Origin of the sequence: Enterobacter sp. NFIX59 (assembly GCF_900113755.1) — a bacterium.
GTDB classification, from domain to species: Bacteria; Pseudomonadota; Gammaproteobacteria; order Enterobacterales; family Enterobacteriaceae; genus Enterobacter; species Enterobacter pseudoroggenkampii.
On sequence record NZ_FOQN01000003.1, the window covers coordinates 188,657 to 202,997 of the forward strand.

At 55.7% G+C, this 14,341-nt stretch carries 12 protein-coding genes and 1 pseudogene; 2 read left to right on the top strand and 11 right to left on the bottom strand.

Going from position 1 to position 14,341, the window contains the following annotated elements; translation table 11 throughout:
* Window positions 1-7: 7 nt before the first annotated feature.
* The 4 genes and pseudogenes from lspA to BM007_RS23435 form a co-directional block, all read right to left on the bottom strand.
* Window positions 8-508: a signal peptidase II gene (gene lspA, locus BM007_RS12970; RefSeq protein WP_008502034.1), complete on the bottom strand. Its 501-nt coding sequence runs from the start codon at window positions 506-508 to the stop codon at window positions 8-10.
* Window positions 508-3,324 (bottom strand): isoleucine--tRNA ligase, encoded by a 2,817-nt coding sequence (gene ileS, locus BM007_RS12975; protein WP_090419112.1) that lies wholly within the window; start codon window positions 3,322-3,324, stop codon window positions 508-510. Before ileS ends, lspA begins: the two co-directional genes overlap by 1 nt.
* Before the next feature lie 45 nt (window positions 3,325-3,369).
* Entirely contained in the window at window positions 3,370-4,296 is a 927-nt protein-coding gene (gene ribF, locus BM007_RS12980; RefSeq protein WP_032644021.1) for a bifunctional riboflavin kinase/FAD synthetase, read from the bottom strand.
* Between the two features lie 7 nt (window positions 4,297-4,303).
* Window positions 4,304-4,522 (bottom strand): annotated as a pseudogene (locus BM007_RS23435) (DUF2575 domain-containing protein).
* 101 nt (window positions 4,523-4,623) lie between these two features.
* Between BM007_RS23435 and rpsT the strand changes: the two are divergent.
* Window positions 4,624-4,887, top strand: a complete 264-nt coding sequence (gene rpsT, locus BM007_RS12990; RefSeq protein ID WP_003856458.1) for a 30S ribosomal protein S20 — start codon at window positions 4,624-4,626, stop codon at window positions 4,885-4,887.
* A 57-nt stretch (window positions 4,888-4,944) separates the two neighbouring features.
* On the opposite strand, the gene nhaR is transcribed toward rpsT, so the two are convergent.
* The 4 genes from nhaR to dnaK form a co-directional block, all read right to left on the bottom strand.
* A complete protein-coding gene (gene nhaR, locus BM007_RS12995; RefSeq protein ID WP_003856462.1) occupies window positions 4,945-5,844 on the bottom strand; it encodes a transcriptional activator NhaR in 900 nt (299 codons plus the stop codon).
* Window positions 5,845-5,902: 58 nt separating this feature from the next.
* Window positions 5,903-7,078, bottom strand: coding sequence for a Na+/H+ antiporter NhaA (gene nhaA, locus BM007_RS13000; RefSeq protein ID WP_024907422.1), 1,176 nt, complete (start codon window positions 7,076-7,078; stop codon window positions 5,903-5,905).
* A 172-nt stretch (window positions 7,079-7,250) separates the two neighbouring features.
* Window positions 7,251-8,396 carry a molecular chaperone DnaJ gene (dnaJ, locus tag BM007_RS13005; protein WP_023310347.1) on the bottom strand — a complete coding sequence of 382 codons (1,146 nt, stop codon included), beginning with the start codon at window positions 8,394-8,396 and terminating at the stop codon, window positions 7,251-7,253.
* Between the two features lie 87 nt (window positions 8,397-8,483).
* Complete coding sequence (gene dnaK, locus BM007_RS13010) at window positions 8,484-10,397, bottom strand: molecular chaperone DnaK (protein WP_024907421.1); 1,914 nt, start codon at window positions 10,395-10,397, stop codon at window positions 8,484-8,486.
* Window positions 10,398-10,693: 296 nt separating this feature from the next.
* Between dnaK and satP the strand changes: the two genes are divergently transcribed.
* Window positions 10,694-11,260, top strand: coding sequence for an acetate uptake transporter (gene satP, locus BM007_RS13015; protein ID WP_008502042.1), 567 nt, complete (start codon window positions 10,694-10,696; stop codon window positions 11,258-11,260).
* On the opposite strand, the gene BM007_RS13020 is transcribed toward satP, so the two are convergent.
* The 3 genes from BM007_RS13020 to tal form a co-directional block, all read right to left on the bottom strand.
* Window positions 11,237-12,559 carry an MFS transporter gene (locus BM007_RS13020; RefSeq protein ID WP_024907420.1) on the bottom strand — a complete coding sequence of 441 codons (1,323 nt, stop codon included), beginning with the start codon at window positions 12,557-12,559 and terminating at the stop codon, window positions 11,237-11,239. The genes satP and BM007_RS13020 overlap by 24 nt on opposite strands.
* A gap of 122 nt (window positions 12,560-12,681) precedes the next feature.
* On the bottom strand, window positions 12,682-13,269 hold the full coding sequence (gene mog / locus BM007_RS13025; protein WP_023310343.1) for a molybdopterin adenylyltransferase: 588 nt from the start codon (window positions 13,267-13,269) through the stop codon (window positions 12,682-12,684).
* A 110-nt stretch (window positions 13,270-13,379) separates the two neighbouring features.
* Window positions 13,380-14,333 (bottom strand): transaldolase, encoded by a 954-nt coding sequence (gene tal, locus BM007_RS13030; RefSeq protein ID WP_024907418.1) that lies wholly within the window; start codon window positions 14,331-14,333, stop codon window positions 13,380-13,382.
* Between the last annotated feature and the right edge of the window lie 8 nt (window positions 14,334-14,341).

Below are 14,341 nucleotides of genomic sequence, written 5' to 3' on the forward strand. Positions count from 1 at the left end.
CTGGTTTTTACGCCTGCTCTTTCGCGGCCGGTTTAGGCAAGAAGCCTTCCAGCACGATTAACGCCGCACCGATGCAAATAGCGCTATCGGCGAGGTTAAAGGTCGCGAAGTGCCAGTCGCCGACGTAGAAGTCGATCATATCGACCACAAAGCCGTGCCACAGGCGGTCAAACAGGTTGCCCAGCGCGCCGCCAATGATCAGCGCGTAGGCGATGTTATTCAGCTTTTGCGTGGCCTTCGAGCGGTACATCAGCACCGCCAGGATCACGCAGATACCGAGAGCGATACCCGCAAAGAACCAGCGCTGCCAGCCACCACTATCGGCAAGGAAACTGAACGCTGCGCCGTAGTTACGTGCGTAGTGCAGGTTAAGTGACGGGAACAGCGGAACCGTCTCCCCCAGAGCAAAATTCTGGAGGATCAGGAACTTGCTGCCCAGATCGATAATCAGCACCACCACAACCAGCCACAGCCAGCGCAGTCCTGTTGAACAGAGAGTTTTACTCATCAGGCAAACTTACGTTTTTCGCCGTCACCGGCGACGTTGCTTACACAGCGTCCGCAGATGTCTGCGTGTTCCGCCACCTGACCGACATCGGTGGTGTAATGCCAGCAGCGCGGGCATTTCTCACCGTCGGCTTTGCTCAGCGCGACTTTCAGTCCTTTGAGCAGTTCGCTCTGCTGAGCATCAGCAGAAGCCTCGGCATAATCCGCAACTTTCGCACCGGAGGTCAACAGGACAAATCGTAATTCATCGCCCAGCGCCGTCAGCTTCGCCGCCAGCTCCGGTTCAGCGTACAGCGTGACTGCCGCTTCCAGAGAGCCGCCGACTTTCTTATCTGCACGCGCCTGCTCGATAACCTTGTTCACTTCGCCACGCACTTTCAGCAGCTCGTCCCAGAAGGCATCGTTCATCGCTTCGGTGCTGGAGAGGTCGAACAGACCTTCGTACCACTCGCCGGTGAAGACATACTTCTCGCGGTCGCCCGGCAGGTAACCCCAGATTTCATCCGCGGTGAAGGACATAATCGGCGCCATCCAGCGTACCAGCGCTTCTGCGATATGGAACAGCGCGGTCTGGCAGCTACGACGCGCCACGCTATCCGCTTTCGCGGTGTACTGGCGGTCTTTGATGATGTCGAGGTAGAACGAGCCCATCTCAATGGAGCAGAAGCGCATCAGGCGCTGCACCACTTCGTGGAAGTCATAAGACTCATAGGCCTTCAGGATATCTTCCTGCGCCGCTTTCGCGCAGCCTACCGCCCAGCGGTCCAGCACGACCATCTCTTCCGGTTTCACCATGTCTTTTGCCGGATCGAACCCGTTCAGGTTCGCCAGCAGGAAGCGCGCGGTGTTACGGATACGACGATAGCTGTCGGCAGCACGTTTCAGGATCTCGTCAGATACCGCCATTTCGCCGGTGTAGTCGGTCGACGCCACCCACAGACGCAGAATGTCTGCGCCCAGCTTGTTCATCACATCCTGCGGAGAAACGGTGTTACCGATAGATTTGGACATCTTACGGCCCTGACCATCCACGGTGAAGCCGTGAGTCAGTACCTGACGGTAAGGCGCTTTACCCTTCATGGCGGTGGAGATCATCAGAGACGACATGAACCAGCCGCGGTGTTGGTCAGAGCCTTCCAGATACATATCGGCAGCGTGGCCAGCAAACTCCGGACGCACGTCAACCACGGAGGAGTGGGTCGATCCGGAGTCAAACCACACGTCCAGGGTATCCGGCACTTTCTCGTAATTGTCTGCGTCAGCGCCCAGGATATCGCGGGCGTCGAGATCCCACCACGCCTGAATGCCGTCAACTTCGACACGTTTCGCCACTTCTTCCATCAGTTCCAGGGTGTTCGGGTGCAACTCCTGCGTCTCTTTATGCACGAACAGAGACATCGGCACGCCCCAGGTACGCTGACGGGAGATACACCAGTCAGGACGGTTAGCCACCATGGATTCGATACGCGCCTGGCCCCAGTCAGGGATCCACTGCACGCCTTTGATCTCTTTCAGAGACTGCTCGCGCAGGCCCTTCTGATCCATGCTGACGAACCACTGCGGGGTCGCACGGAAGATGATCGGGGTCTTGTGACGCCAGCAGCACGGATAGCTGTGCTGCATTTTTTCAACGTGCAGCAGCGCGCCGCTGGTGCGCAGCATGTCGACGATGATGTCGTTCGCTTTGAAGACGTTGATACCGTCCAGCGCCGGGTAGGTGCCAGGCAGGTAAGATCCGTCCGGGCCCACCGGGTTAGCGATTTCAAGACCGTACTTCAGGCTGATGTTGTAGTCGTCAGGACCGTGGCCACCGGCGGTATGCACCGCACCGGTACCCGCTTCCAGCGTCACGTGGTCGCCCAGGATCGCCGGAACGTCGAAGTCCAGGAACGGGTGCTTGAAGCGCATCAGCTCCAGCGCGTCACCTTTCACGGTGCCCAGCACGGTGTAGTCGGTGATATGCGCACGCTTCAGCACGCTTTCAACCAGATCTTTCGCCAGGATAACCGCCTGACCTTCAACCTGAACCAGCGCGTATTCGAACTCACCGGACAGGGAGATCGCACGGTTCGCAGGCAGGGTCCACGGAGTGGTGGTCCAGATAACCAGCGAGATTGGGCCGTTTACCGAGGCGACGCCAAATTTGGCTTTCACCGCATCCTGATCGACGGCCTGGAAGGCCACGTCGATAGATGGAGAGGTTTTGTCGTAATACTCCACTTCCGCTTCTGCCAGCGCAGAGCGGCAGTCCACGCACCAGTGCACCGGCTTAGCGCCTTTGTGCAGGTGGCCGTTACCGATGATTTTACCCAGCGCACGGATGATGTTGGCTTCAGTTTTGAAGTCCATGGTCAGGTACGGGTGCGACCAGTCGCCCAGCACGCCCAGACGGATGAAGTCAGCGCGCTGACCGTCAACCTGCGTAGCGGCGTATTCGCGGCACTTCGCACGGAACTCGGCGGCGGTGAACTTCTCACCCGGCTTGCCGAACTCCTGCTCCACTTTCAGCTCGATTGGCAGACCGTGGCAGTCCCAGCCCGGAACGTAAGGCGAGTCATATCCCGCGAGGCCTTTGGACTTCACGATAATGTCTTTCAGAATCTTGTTAACCGAGTGACCAATATGAATGCTGCCATTCGCATATGGAGGGCCATCATGCAGAATGAAGGATTTTTTGCCTTTTTTGGCTGCACGAATGATGCCGTACAGGTCATCATCGGTCCAACGCGCCAGCATTCCCGGTTCGCGCTTGGCGAGATCGCCGCGCATCGGGAACCCTGTTTCCGGCAAATTCAGGGTTGATTTATAGTCACTCATCAGATTCTCGGTTCCGTATTTATCACGTAGGCAGTTAAGCCGGGTTCAAAGCCCAAAAAACTCGCGGGCCGTCAATTCATCTCGCGCAATTTGCGCTTTGAGTTCATCCAGCGAACCAAATCGCTGCTCGTTGCGTATTTTTTTACGCAGTATCACATCTATATGGCGACCATACAGGTCCATTACAACGTCCAGCAGGTGCACTTCCAGCTGTTGACGCACACCGGCGACGGTCGGACGCGTGCCAATATTGGCGACGCCGTAAAACGGCTTATCGCCCAGTCCTGCCACTTCCACCGCATACACCCCTTTAACCGGGGAAACCTGACGACGCAGCGGTATATTCGCCGTCGGGAAGCCTATCGTGCGCCCCAGCGCATCGCCATGGACCACGCGGCCAGAGATGGTGAACGGATGCCCCAGTAGGGTCTCTGCCGTATCCAGTTCGTCATCGGCCAGTGCCCGGCGTACCGCCGTGCTGCTGACGCGAACGCCGCCTTCACAGAAGGTCATCGCGCTGGTGACGTCAAAACCGTACTCCAGACCAGCCTTCTGTAATAGCAAGAAATCGCCCTGACGACCAGCGCCAAAGCGGAAATCATCGCCCACGGCGAGAAACTGTACGCCAAGACGCTTAACCAGCAGGTCGCTGACAAAATTTTGTGCTGTCAGCGCGGCAAAGCGGCGATCGAAACGTACACACAATACGTAGTCCACACCGGACTCTGCCAGGTAGCGCAACTTCTCGCGCAGGCGAGTGAGACGGGCGGGAGATTTATCACCCGCGAACAGCTCCAGCGGCTGCGGTTCGAAAATCATCACCACAACGGGCAGGCCACGGGCCTCCCCTTCTTTACGCAATCCCTGCAACAGCGCCTGATGACCACGATGCACGCCGTCGAAATTACCAATGGTCAGCACGCACCCGTGTGGTGCGCTACTGAGATTATGTATGCCGCGTATCAGCTTCATGTCTGGCTCAAAACAGTGAAAATCGCCAAAGTATACCTTGTACAACGGTTAAGGTTAACCGGCGATTGTTCGTGCAAAACAGAAAGCCGTAATGATTTCATCAGGCTGACCTTTCGCAGCGAAAAAATCTGCTCGTGAACTGCGATTTTTATGCCGAAAGGCTGTATTCAGGGAAGACAAGCTGGTAGAATCCTGCGCCATCACTACGTAACGTAGCGTCGCTAATTAACGGCGCTTATTTGCACAAATCCATTGACAAAAGAAGGCAAAGAGGGCATATTCCTCGGCCTTTGAATTGTCCACATAGATCATATTTGGGAGTTGGACTTGGCTAATATCAAATCAGCTAAGAAACGTGCCGTTCAGTCTGAAAAGGCTCGTAAGCACAACGCAAGCCGTCGCTCTATGATGCGTACTTTCATCAAGAAAGTATACGCAGCAATCGAAGCAGGCGACAAAGCTGCAGCGCAGAACGCATTTAACGAAATGCAACCAATCGTGGATCGTCAGGCTGCTAAAGGTCTGATCCACAAAAACAAAGCAGCGCGTCATAAAGCAAACCTGACTGCGCAGATCAACAAACTGGCTTAATCGCTACTTGTTGTTGCTTGTTTAAAGAACCCGCTTAACGCGGGTTTTTTTATGTCTTCAGATTGCCGGTGGCGTAAACAGCGCTGAATAGTCGCGGTTACAGATTCGCTGTACCGCCGGGTGCTGAATCATTCTTTCGGCAAATATGGCGTGATACTCCTCCATCACGTTATCCACTCTGCCTATCTCCGTAATCTTATCGTCCGAATAGAGATCGTGCGCGTACAGCGTCGGCGCAACGAAGATCGCGTTATGCGCTTCGCCAAAGGCTTTCATCAGCGCCGCATCGTCGAACTCACCGAGTATCTCCACGTTCAGCCCCTGCGAGTTAAACCAGTTCAGCAGCTTGCGTCCGAGCATGGAGCGCCTTCCCGGCACCAGCAGGCGACGCTCTTCCAGGCACGCGGGGAACGGTTTTTCCGGCGGCGGATTAATACACCAGAAGCTGACGCCGCATTCGCCAATCTTCACCGAGAACAGCCCTTCCTGCTGGGTGGAGTCAATCGGGCAGTCCGAGATAATCATATCCAGCTTGTGCTGGCTGAGCTGTTCCAGCAGCATCTCATGGGTGGATTCAAAGCAGCGCAGATGGATTTGCTCATCTTCCACCACCGCCGCATCCAGCACGCCGCTCACCAGCCGCTTGGACAGCGCATCCGCCACGCCAACATCAAAGAGCAGGTTCGACTCTTTGCGGTAGTTGACGATATCCAGCATCTCCTGGCTCAGGGTGAACATTTTGTCCGCATAGCGGAAAACCAGTTCACCCAGTTCGCTGGGTTCAATCCCACGCCCCTTACGCTTGAACAGCTTACCCTGCAGGCGCTCTTCCAGCGCCTTGATTTGCCCGGTGATGGTTTGCGGCGTCAGGTAGAGCGCCTCTGCCGCCCCCACCACCGAGCCCTGTTTATAGACGTGCCAGAAGTAGTAAAGATGGTTGTAATTCAAATGAGACATCGCGTCTTCTCTCCCTGAGTGTGTATCGGGAGAAGGATCGCCTCCTCCCGGTGTTCCGTTATGCCTGGACGGCCTGTCCGGACAATTTCACCTTCAACAAGGTATAACCGATTACCGCGGCCAGTAATGACCCGATGAGGATGCCGAGTTTCGCCCAGACGATAAGCTCAGGCGCATGCGCACCAAACGCCAGCGTCGAGATAAAGATCGACATCGTAAACCCGATGCCACACAGCACGCCGACGGCCATAATCTGCTTAAAGGTGGTGCCGTGCGGCAAAGAGGCCAGCTTCAGCTTCGTCGCCACCCAGCAGAAGAGGCTAATACCCAGCGGCTTGCCGATAAACAGCCCGGCAATAATGCCCAGCGGCAGCACGGACGTTAGCCCGTCCAGCGTCACGCCACCCAGCGACACACCGGCGTTGGCAAACGCAAACAGCGGCAGGATCATAAAGGCGACCCACGGGTGCAGCACATGCTCCAGCTGTTTGGCAGGCGACTTGCCGTCCTGCGGCTTCAGCGGTACGAAGAAGCCGACGATCACGCCCGCCAGCGTGGCGTGCACGCCTGATTTCAGCACCGCCGTCCACAGCACCATCCCCACGAGGATGTATATACCGATACGGCGAACATTGAAGATGTTCAGCAGCGCCAGCACCGCAATCGCCCCGGCGGCCACGCTCAGGGACAGGATCGACAGATCGCTGGTGTAGAACAGTGCGATAATCACAATGGCACCCAGGTCATCGATTATCGCCAGCGCCATCAGGAAGATTTTCAGGGCCACCGGCACGCGGCTTCCCAGCAATGCCAGCACCCCGAGCGCAAAGGCGATATCCGTCGCAGCCGGGATCGCCCAGCCGTGACGTGCAATCGGATCCTGCCAGGTGAACGCCAGGAAGAGCAGCGCCGGCACCACCATCCCGCCGAGCGCGGCAATCACCGGAAACGCCGCGCGCTGGCGGCTGGCAAGCGAGCCCAGTACCAGCTCACGCTTAACCTCAAGCCCGACGAGCAGGAAGAACACCGCCATCAGCGCATCGTTGATCCACAGCAGCATGTTCTTGTTAATTTCGAGCGCCCCGACCTTCAGCTCAACGGGCGTTTCCAGAAATGCATGGTAGAGTTCCTGCGTGATGCCAAGGTTAGCCAGCACCATCGCGGCCGCAGCGGCAATAATCAGGATCACGCCGCCGGACGCCTCACTGCTAAAAAAACGGTGTAGTAATTTCACTTTAATTCTCTCTGTTACAACAATACCTCGATAAAACCATAATACCAAGCCAAATAGCTCGGCAAAAACAGATTAATATTGAGTATAGATTCAGTTTTACCGATCAATACCCGTAAATAGAAAAAGCCCGGAATCGCTTCCGGGCTTTTGCGGATGAAAATCTGAGAACAGATTAACGGGTCAAATCATCGAAGAATTTTTTGACGCCATCGAAGAAGCTTTTGGAACGCGGGCTGTTTTTCTCACCCGTCGGGCCACCAAAGCTCTCCTGCAACTCTTTCAGCAGCTGTTTCTGCTTGTCGTTCAGGCCAACCGGCGTTTCAACGACGACGCGGCACAGCAGGTCGCCCTGCGCACCACCGCGAACGGACTTAACGCCTTTCCCGCGCATGCGGAACAGCTTACCGGTCTGGGTTTCGCCTGGCACTTTCAGGTTCACGCGACCATCCAGCGTCGGTACTTCGATTTCACCACCGAGTGCCGCCATCGCGAAGTTGATCGGCACTTCGCAGTACAGGTTATTACCTTCGCGCTCGAAGATGGCGTGCTGCTTCACCTGTACCTGAACGTACAGATCGCCTGCCGGTGCGCCGTGTTCACCTGCTTCACCTTCACCCGCCAGACGAATGCGGTCGCCCGTATCGACGCCGGCCGGGATTTTAACGGAGAGGGTCTTGGTTTTCTCAACGCGACCATGACCGTGGCATTTGGTGCACGGATCTTTAATCAGCGTACCGCGACCGTGACAGTGCGGACAGGCCTGCTGTACCGCGAAGAAGCCCTGACGCATCTGTACCTGACCAGAGCCGTGACAGGTTGGACAGGTCTGAGGCTGTGTACCTGCTTTCGCGCCGCTGCCGTGGCAAACGTCACACTCTTCCAGCGTCGGAATACGGATCTCTTTGGTGACACCGCGGACGGCCTCTTCCAGCGTCAGCTCCATGTTGTAGCGCAGGTCCGCGCCGCGCGCCGCGCGCTGACGACCACGGCCACCGCCGAAGATGTCGCCAAACACATCGCCAAAGATATCGCTGAAGTCAGCGCCGCCGCCAAAGCCGCCGCCACCGAATCCACCGCCGCCCATGCCGCCCTGTTCAAAGGCTGCGTGACCGTACTGGTCATAGGCCGCACGTTTTTGTGCATCGGTCAGGACTTCGTAGGCTTCTTTGATCTCTTTAAATTTGGCTTCAGCCTCTTTATCACCCTGGTTACGGTCCGGGTGGAATTTCATGGCCAGGCGCTTATACGCCTTTTTGATTTCACGCTCTTCCGCAGTTTTCGGAACGCCTAAAATCTCGTAATAGTCTTGCTTTGCCATTGGTTTTTTTAAGCCCCTTAACATGCGAGCACGGGCGTGGAGAGTTCTCCTACGCCCGTGCCGATTAATTACCCTGCATCAGGGCGATTATTTTTTATCTTTAACTTCTTCGAACTCAGCGTCGACAACGTCGTCGTCTTTCGCGTTGTTCGCTGAAGCGTCAGCGCCCGCCTGCTGTTGAGCGTGCTGCTGCTGAGCGATTTCCATCAGCTTCTGGGAAGCCTGTGCCAGCTCCTGCATCTTCGCTTCGATGTCCGCTTTGTCTTCACCTTTCAGTGAGGATTCCAGCGCACTCAGTGCAGCTTCGATAGCAGTCTTGTCTTCCGCTGGCAGTTTATCGCCTGCTTCTTCAACCTGCTTACGGGTGCTGTGCAGCAGATGGTCACCCTGGTTACGGGTCTGAACCAGCTCTTCGAACTTACGGTCGGATTCCGCGTTAGCTTCGGCATCGCGAACCATTTTTTCGATTTCCGCTTCGTTCAGGCCAGAAGATGCCTTGATGGTGATCTTCTGCTCTTTACCGCTGTTTTTGTCTTTCGCAGACACGTGCAGGATACCGTCAGCATCGATGTCGAAGGTCACTTCGATCTGCGGCATGCCGCGCGGTGCCGGGTTAATACCGTCCAGGTTGAACTGACCCAGAGATTTGTTATCCGCCGCACGCTTACGCTCACCCTGAATCACATGGATGGTTACCGCAGACTGGTTGTCTTCAGCGGTAGAGAACACCTGGCTGTGTTTCGTCGGGATGGTGGTGTTTTTGTTGATGAGCGCAGTCATCACACCGCCCATGGTTTCGATACCCAGAGACAGCGGGGTAACGTCCAGCAGCAGTACGTCTTTAACTTCACCGGTCAGTACGCCACCCTGAACCGCAGCACCGATTGCAACTGCTTCGTCCGGGTTAACGTCTTTACGTGGCTCTTTACCAAAGAACTCAGCCACTTTCTTCTGAACCATTGGCATACGGGTCTGACCACCGACCAGGATAACGTCCTGGATATCGGATACGGACAGGCCAGCATCCTGCAGAGCAACTTTCAGCGGCTCGATAGAACGGTTCACCAGGTCTTCTACCAGGCTTTCCAGTTTCGCACGGGTCACTTTGATGTTCATGTGTTTAGGACCGGTCGCGTCTGCAGTGATGTATGGCAGGTTCACGTCGGTCTGCTGAGCGGAAGACAGCTCGATCTTCGCTTTCTCAGCGGCTTCTTTCAGGCGCTGCATAGCCAGCGGGTCGTTACGCAGGTCAATGCCCTGATCTTTCTTGAACTCGTCAACGAGGTAGTTGATCAGACGGGTATCGAAGTCTTCACCACCCAGGTGGGTATCACCGTTGGTTGCCAGAACTTCGAAGGTTTTTTCGCCGTCAACTTCGTCGATTTCGATAATAGAGATATCGAAGGTACCACCACCCAGGTCGTAAACCGCGATAGTACGGTTGCCGACTTCTTTATCCAGACCGTAAGCCAGAGCAGCCGCGGTTGGTTCGTTGATGATACGTTTTACTTCCAGACCTGCGATACGGCCAGCATCTTTGGTTGCCTGACGCTGAGCATCGTTGAAGTAGGCAGGTACGGTGATAACAGCTTCAGTTACCGGCTCACCCAGGTAATCTTCAGCGGTTTTTTTCATTTTCTTCAGCACTTCAGCAGAAATCTGCGGTGGTGCAGTTTTAGCGCCTTTCACATCAAGCCATGCATCGCCGTTATCTGCCGCGATGATTTTGTAAGGCATGATGGAAACGTCACGCTGAACTTCTTCGTCCTGGAAGCGGCGACCGATCAGGCGTTTAATCGCAAACAGGGTGTTTTGCGGGTTTGTCACTGCCTGACGTTTAGCCGGCTGACCAACCAGAGTTTCACCATCCTGGGTATAAGCAATGATAGAAGGCGTGGTGCGATCGCCCTCGGCGTTCTCCAGCACGCGTGCAGTAGTGCCATCCATAATCGCTACACAAGAGTTGGTAGTACCCAGGTCGATACCAATAATTTTACCCATCTAAACGTCTCCACTAAAAATTCAGTCAACATGTGGTTGTGTACCTGTAATAAGGGCAGAACGTGCTTTTTCAACTGCCCAGATTTGATTTTTTTCAGGTCCACACACTGCGGTTGACTACAAGATGGGGTCGCGACGGCATCCATCAAGGGGGAATGATAAAAAAAATTTTAATTTCACCCTGATGAGATCATAGACGCCATCGATTGCGCCCATTATGATGCCGCGCCCAGTCAGGGAGAACTGACGCGGGTTTAACCATTTCACCATATTAATGATGATTTTTTTGAGGACTTATGGGCAACACTAAGTTGGCTAATCCGGCTCCGCTGGGCCTGATGGGTTTTGGCATGACCACTATCCTGCTGAACCTGCACAATATCGGGATGTTCCCGATGGATGGCATCATCCTGGCGATGGGCATTTTTTACGGCGGTATCGCGCAAATCTTCGCGGGCCTGCTGGAATATAAGAAAGGCAATACCTTCGGCTTAACCGCCTTCACCTCTTACGGTTCTTTCTGGCTGACCCTGGTTGCCATTCTGCTGCTGCCTAAAATGGGCATGGCTGACGCGGCAAACGCCCACTTCCTGGGCGTTTACCTGGGCCTGTGGGGCGTCTTCACCCTGTTCATGTTCTTCGGTACCCTGAAAGGTAACCGCATGCTGCAGTTCGTTTTCCTGAGCCTGACCGTGCTGTTCGCCCTGCTGGCGATTGGTCACCTGGTGGATAACGAAGGCATCGTTCATGTTGCAGGCTGGATTGGTCTGGTTTGCGGCGCAAGCGCTATCTACCTGGCAATGGGTGAAGTGCTGAACGAGCAGTTTGACCGCACCGTTCTACCGATTGGTGAAAAACACTGATCCCTCTGTCGTGCCCGCCTCGCGGGCACGACATTCCCCCGCCTGACGAAGCCAAAATCCTAATACCAGCCCCATCACCGACAGCGCCAGCACGTACCAGGCCGGAGCCAGGGGAGACACGCCCATCAGCACGGTGACCGCAATCGGCGTTAGCCCGCCGAAAATGGCATACGACACGTTATAAGAGAACGAGATCCCGGTGAAACGAACTTCCGGCGGGAAAGCTCGCACCATGACGTAAGGCACAGCCCCCACTACGCCCACGCACAGCCCTACCACGCCGTACAGCAGGAACAGCTGTTCAGGATGGCTGCCCGCAAGATGGTAAAACGCCCAGCTTGATGCGGCCAGTAGCAGGCTACCGATGATAAAGGTAACGCTGGCACCAAAACGATCCGCCGCCAGCCCGGCGGCCAGACAGCCAAAGCAGAGCATGATTGTCGCGATACTGTTCGCCTGTAACGTCACAGCAGGGGCGAAACCGTACTGCTTTTGCAGCCAGACCGGGGACATTAATATCACCACCACAATGCCCGCCGAGAGCAGCCAGGTCAGCAGCATCGATACCACCACCGCTTTTTTATGGCGTACCACAACCGCCTTCACCGGCAGCTCCTGCGCCAGCGCTTTGCGCTGCTGCATCTCGAGGAAAATCGGCGTCTCCTGCAGCCAGCGGCGCAGGTACATCGCGACCAGACCAAACGCTCCGCCCAGCAGGAACGGAATACGCCAGCCCCAGTCGTGCACGGCCTGCTGCGTCATGCTGGTATTCACAATTGTTGCGACCACCGAGCCGAGCAGGATCCCGACCGTCAGCCCCGCCGTTAAGGTTCCGCAGGCGATACCAATGCGGCGCACGGGAACATGTTCCGCGACAAACACCCACGCGCCCGGCACTTCACCGCCAATCGCCGCCCCCTGCAGGACGCGCATCAGCAACAGCAGCAACGGCGCGAGAATGCCCATCGAGGCATAGGTAGGCAGCAGACCAATGGCCAGCGTCGGCACGGCCATCAGCAGGATGCTAAGGGTAAACATCTTCTTGCGCCCGACCAGATCGCCAAAGTGGGCCATGATAATGCCGCCCAGCGGACGCGCCAGATACCCGGCAGCAAAAATGCCGAAGGTTTGCACCTGACGCAGCCATTCCGGGATATCCGCCGGGAAGAAGAGTTCTCCCACCACGGCGGCGAAGAAGACGAAGATGATAAAGTCGTAAAACTCCAGCGCGCCGCCTAAGGCCGCGAGCGTGAGGGTTTTGTAGTCCTGTCGATTCAGAGGTCGGGTGTTATGTGACATAGCGAACCATTATGCGTGTGTTGTGGATTTATTTTTACAGCATTCGTAAAGAAAAAATTACTATACCGTAAAAGCTTCACCACGCTATCGCCGCTTCAGCTAATGTCACATATTGGTTAATTTCAGGAGATTGTTTCGCGACGTGCGTTTTTCGGGCGAAAAGCTGCTACCACTTTCTCATCGGTTTCCACATAGGGACCGTCAAGCAGCTGTATACAATACGGTACACTTGCAAAGATGCCATGAACGAGGACGCTGCCATCTTCTGCTTTAAGCCCTTCCAGCGTCTCTTTAATCGACTTCGGCTGGCCCGGCAGGTTCAGGATCAACGCCTGCTTGCGGATCACCCCCACCTGGCGGGAAAGAATGGCCGTCGGAACAAAGTGTAGACTGATCTGGCGCATCTGTTCGCCGAAGCCAGGCATTTCACGATCGGCAATCGCCAGCGTCGCGTCCGGCGTCACGTCGCGGCGCGCGGGGCCGGTTCCGCCCGTCGTCAGAACAAGGTGGCAGCTCATCTCATCCACCAGTTCGCAAAGCGTCTGCTCGATGATCGGCTGTTCGTCAGGGATCAGGCGGGTCTGAATGTCAAAGGGGGTGGTCAGCGCGCTGCCCAACCACTCTTCCAGAGCGGGGATGCCTTTATCCTGGTAAACACCGCTGGAGGCGCGGTCAGAAATCGACACTAAGCCGATGCGTAAGGTATTCATATCCATTCCATTCAAAAAGTACTGATTAAAGGGAATGATACACGCAGAGAGGAAATTCAGACAGAGGCGGGGGTAAGACGCGTGACCGGAAGCCCGGTCACGCAGAATGATTACAGCAGGTCGCCGATCATTTTTTCCAGTTTGCCCTGGTCAACAGCAAACTTACGGATACCGTCCGCCAGTTTGTCTACCGCCATTGGATCCTGGTTGTGCTGCCACAGGAACTCGGATTCAGTGATGCGCTCTGGGCGTGCTTTCACTTCACCGGTGTAGGACAGTTTACGCTCCAGGGTACCTTCGCTTTCAGCCAGCTCTTTCAGCAGCGCAGGCGCGATGGTCAGGCGGTCACAGCCAGCCAGCTCGATGATTTCACCGACGTTACGGAAGCTTGCGCCCATAACCACGGTCTCATAGCCGTGCTGTTTGTAGTATTCGTAGATTTCAGTCACAGAAATCACGCCTGGATCTTCAGCCGGTGCGTACTCTTTCTTATCGGTGTTGGCTTTGTACCAGTCCAGAATACGGCCCACGAACGGAGAAATCAGGTATACGCCTGCTTCTGCACATGCACGCGCCTGCGCGAAGGAGAACAGCAGGGTCAGGTTACAGTTGATACCGTCTTTTTCCAGCTGCTCTGCCGCGCGAATACCCTGCCAGGTAGAAGCCAGTTTGATCAGGATACGGTCGTTGCTGATGCCCGCGTCGTTGTACATTTTGATCAGACGTTTCGCTTTGGCGATAGACGCTTCGGTGTCGTAGGAGAGACGCGCATCCACTTCGGTAGAGATACGGCCAGGAACCAGTTTCAGGATTTCCAGACCGATGTTCACTGCCAGTTTGTCGGTGGCATCCACAACCTGCTGCGCGCGGTCGTTGCTCTGCGCTTTCGCCCAGGTCACTGCGTCGTCAATCAGTTTGCGATACTCAGGGATCTGTGCGGCGTTAAGGATCAGAGAAGGGTTGGTTGTGGCATCCTGCGGCTGGTACAGCTTCATTGCCGCGATATCTCCGGTGTCAGCTACGACAGTGGTGAACTGACGAAGGGAGGTCAATTTATCCGTCATGATAGTGT

Coding starts and splice junctions, on each gene's coding strand:
- lspA (WP_008502034.1), bottom strand. CDS start 508: ATGAGTAAAACTCTCTGTTCAACAGGACTGCGCTGGCTGTGGCTGGTT.
- dnaK (WP_024907421.1), bottom strand. CDS start 10,397: ATGGGTAAAATTATTGGTATCGACCTGGGTACTACCAACTCTTGTGTA.
- ribF (WP_032644021.1), bottom strand. CDS start 4,296: ATGAAGCTGATACGCGGCATACATAATCTCAGTAGCGCACCACACGGG.
- nhaR (WP_003856462.1), bottom strand. CDS start 5,844: ATGTCTCATTTGAATTACAACCATCTTTACTACTTCTGGCACGTCTAT.
- mog (WP_023310343.1), bottom strand. CDS start 13,269: ATGAATACCTTACGCATCGGCTTAGTGTCGATTTCTGACCGCGCCTCC.
- satP (WP_008502042.1), top strand. CDS start 10,694: ATGGGCAACACTAAGTTGGCTAATCCGGCTCCGCTGGGCCTGATGGGT.
- ileS (WP_090419112.1), bottom strand. CDS start 3,324: ATGAGTGACTATAAATCAACCCTGAATTTGCCGGAAACAGGGTTCCCG.
- dnaJ (WP_023310347.1), bottom strand. CDS start 8,396: ATGGCAAAGCAAGACTATTACGAGATTTTAGGCGTTCCGAAAACTGCG.
- BM007_RS13020 (WP_024907420.1), bottom strand. CDS start 12,559: ATGTCACATAACACCCGACCTCTGAATCGACAGGACTACAAAACCCTC.
- tal (WP_024907418.1), bottom strand. CDS start 14,333: ATGACGGATAAATTGACCTCCCTTCGTCAGTTCACCACTGTCGTAGCT.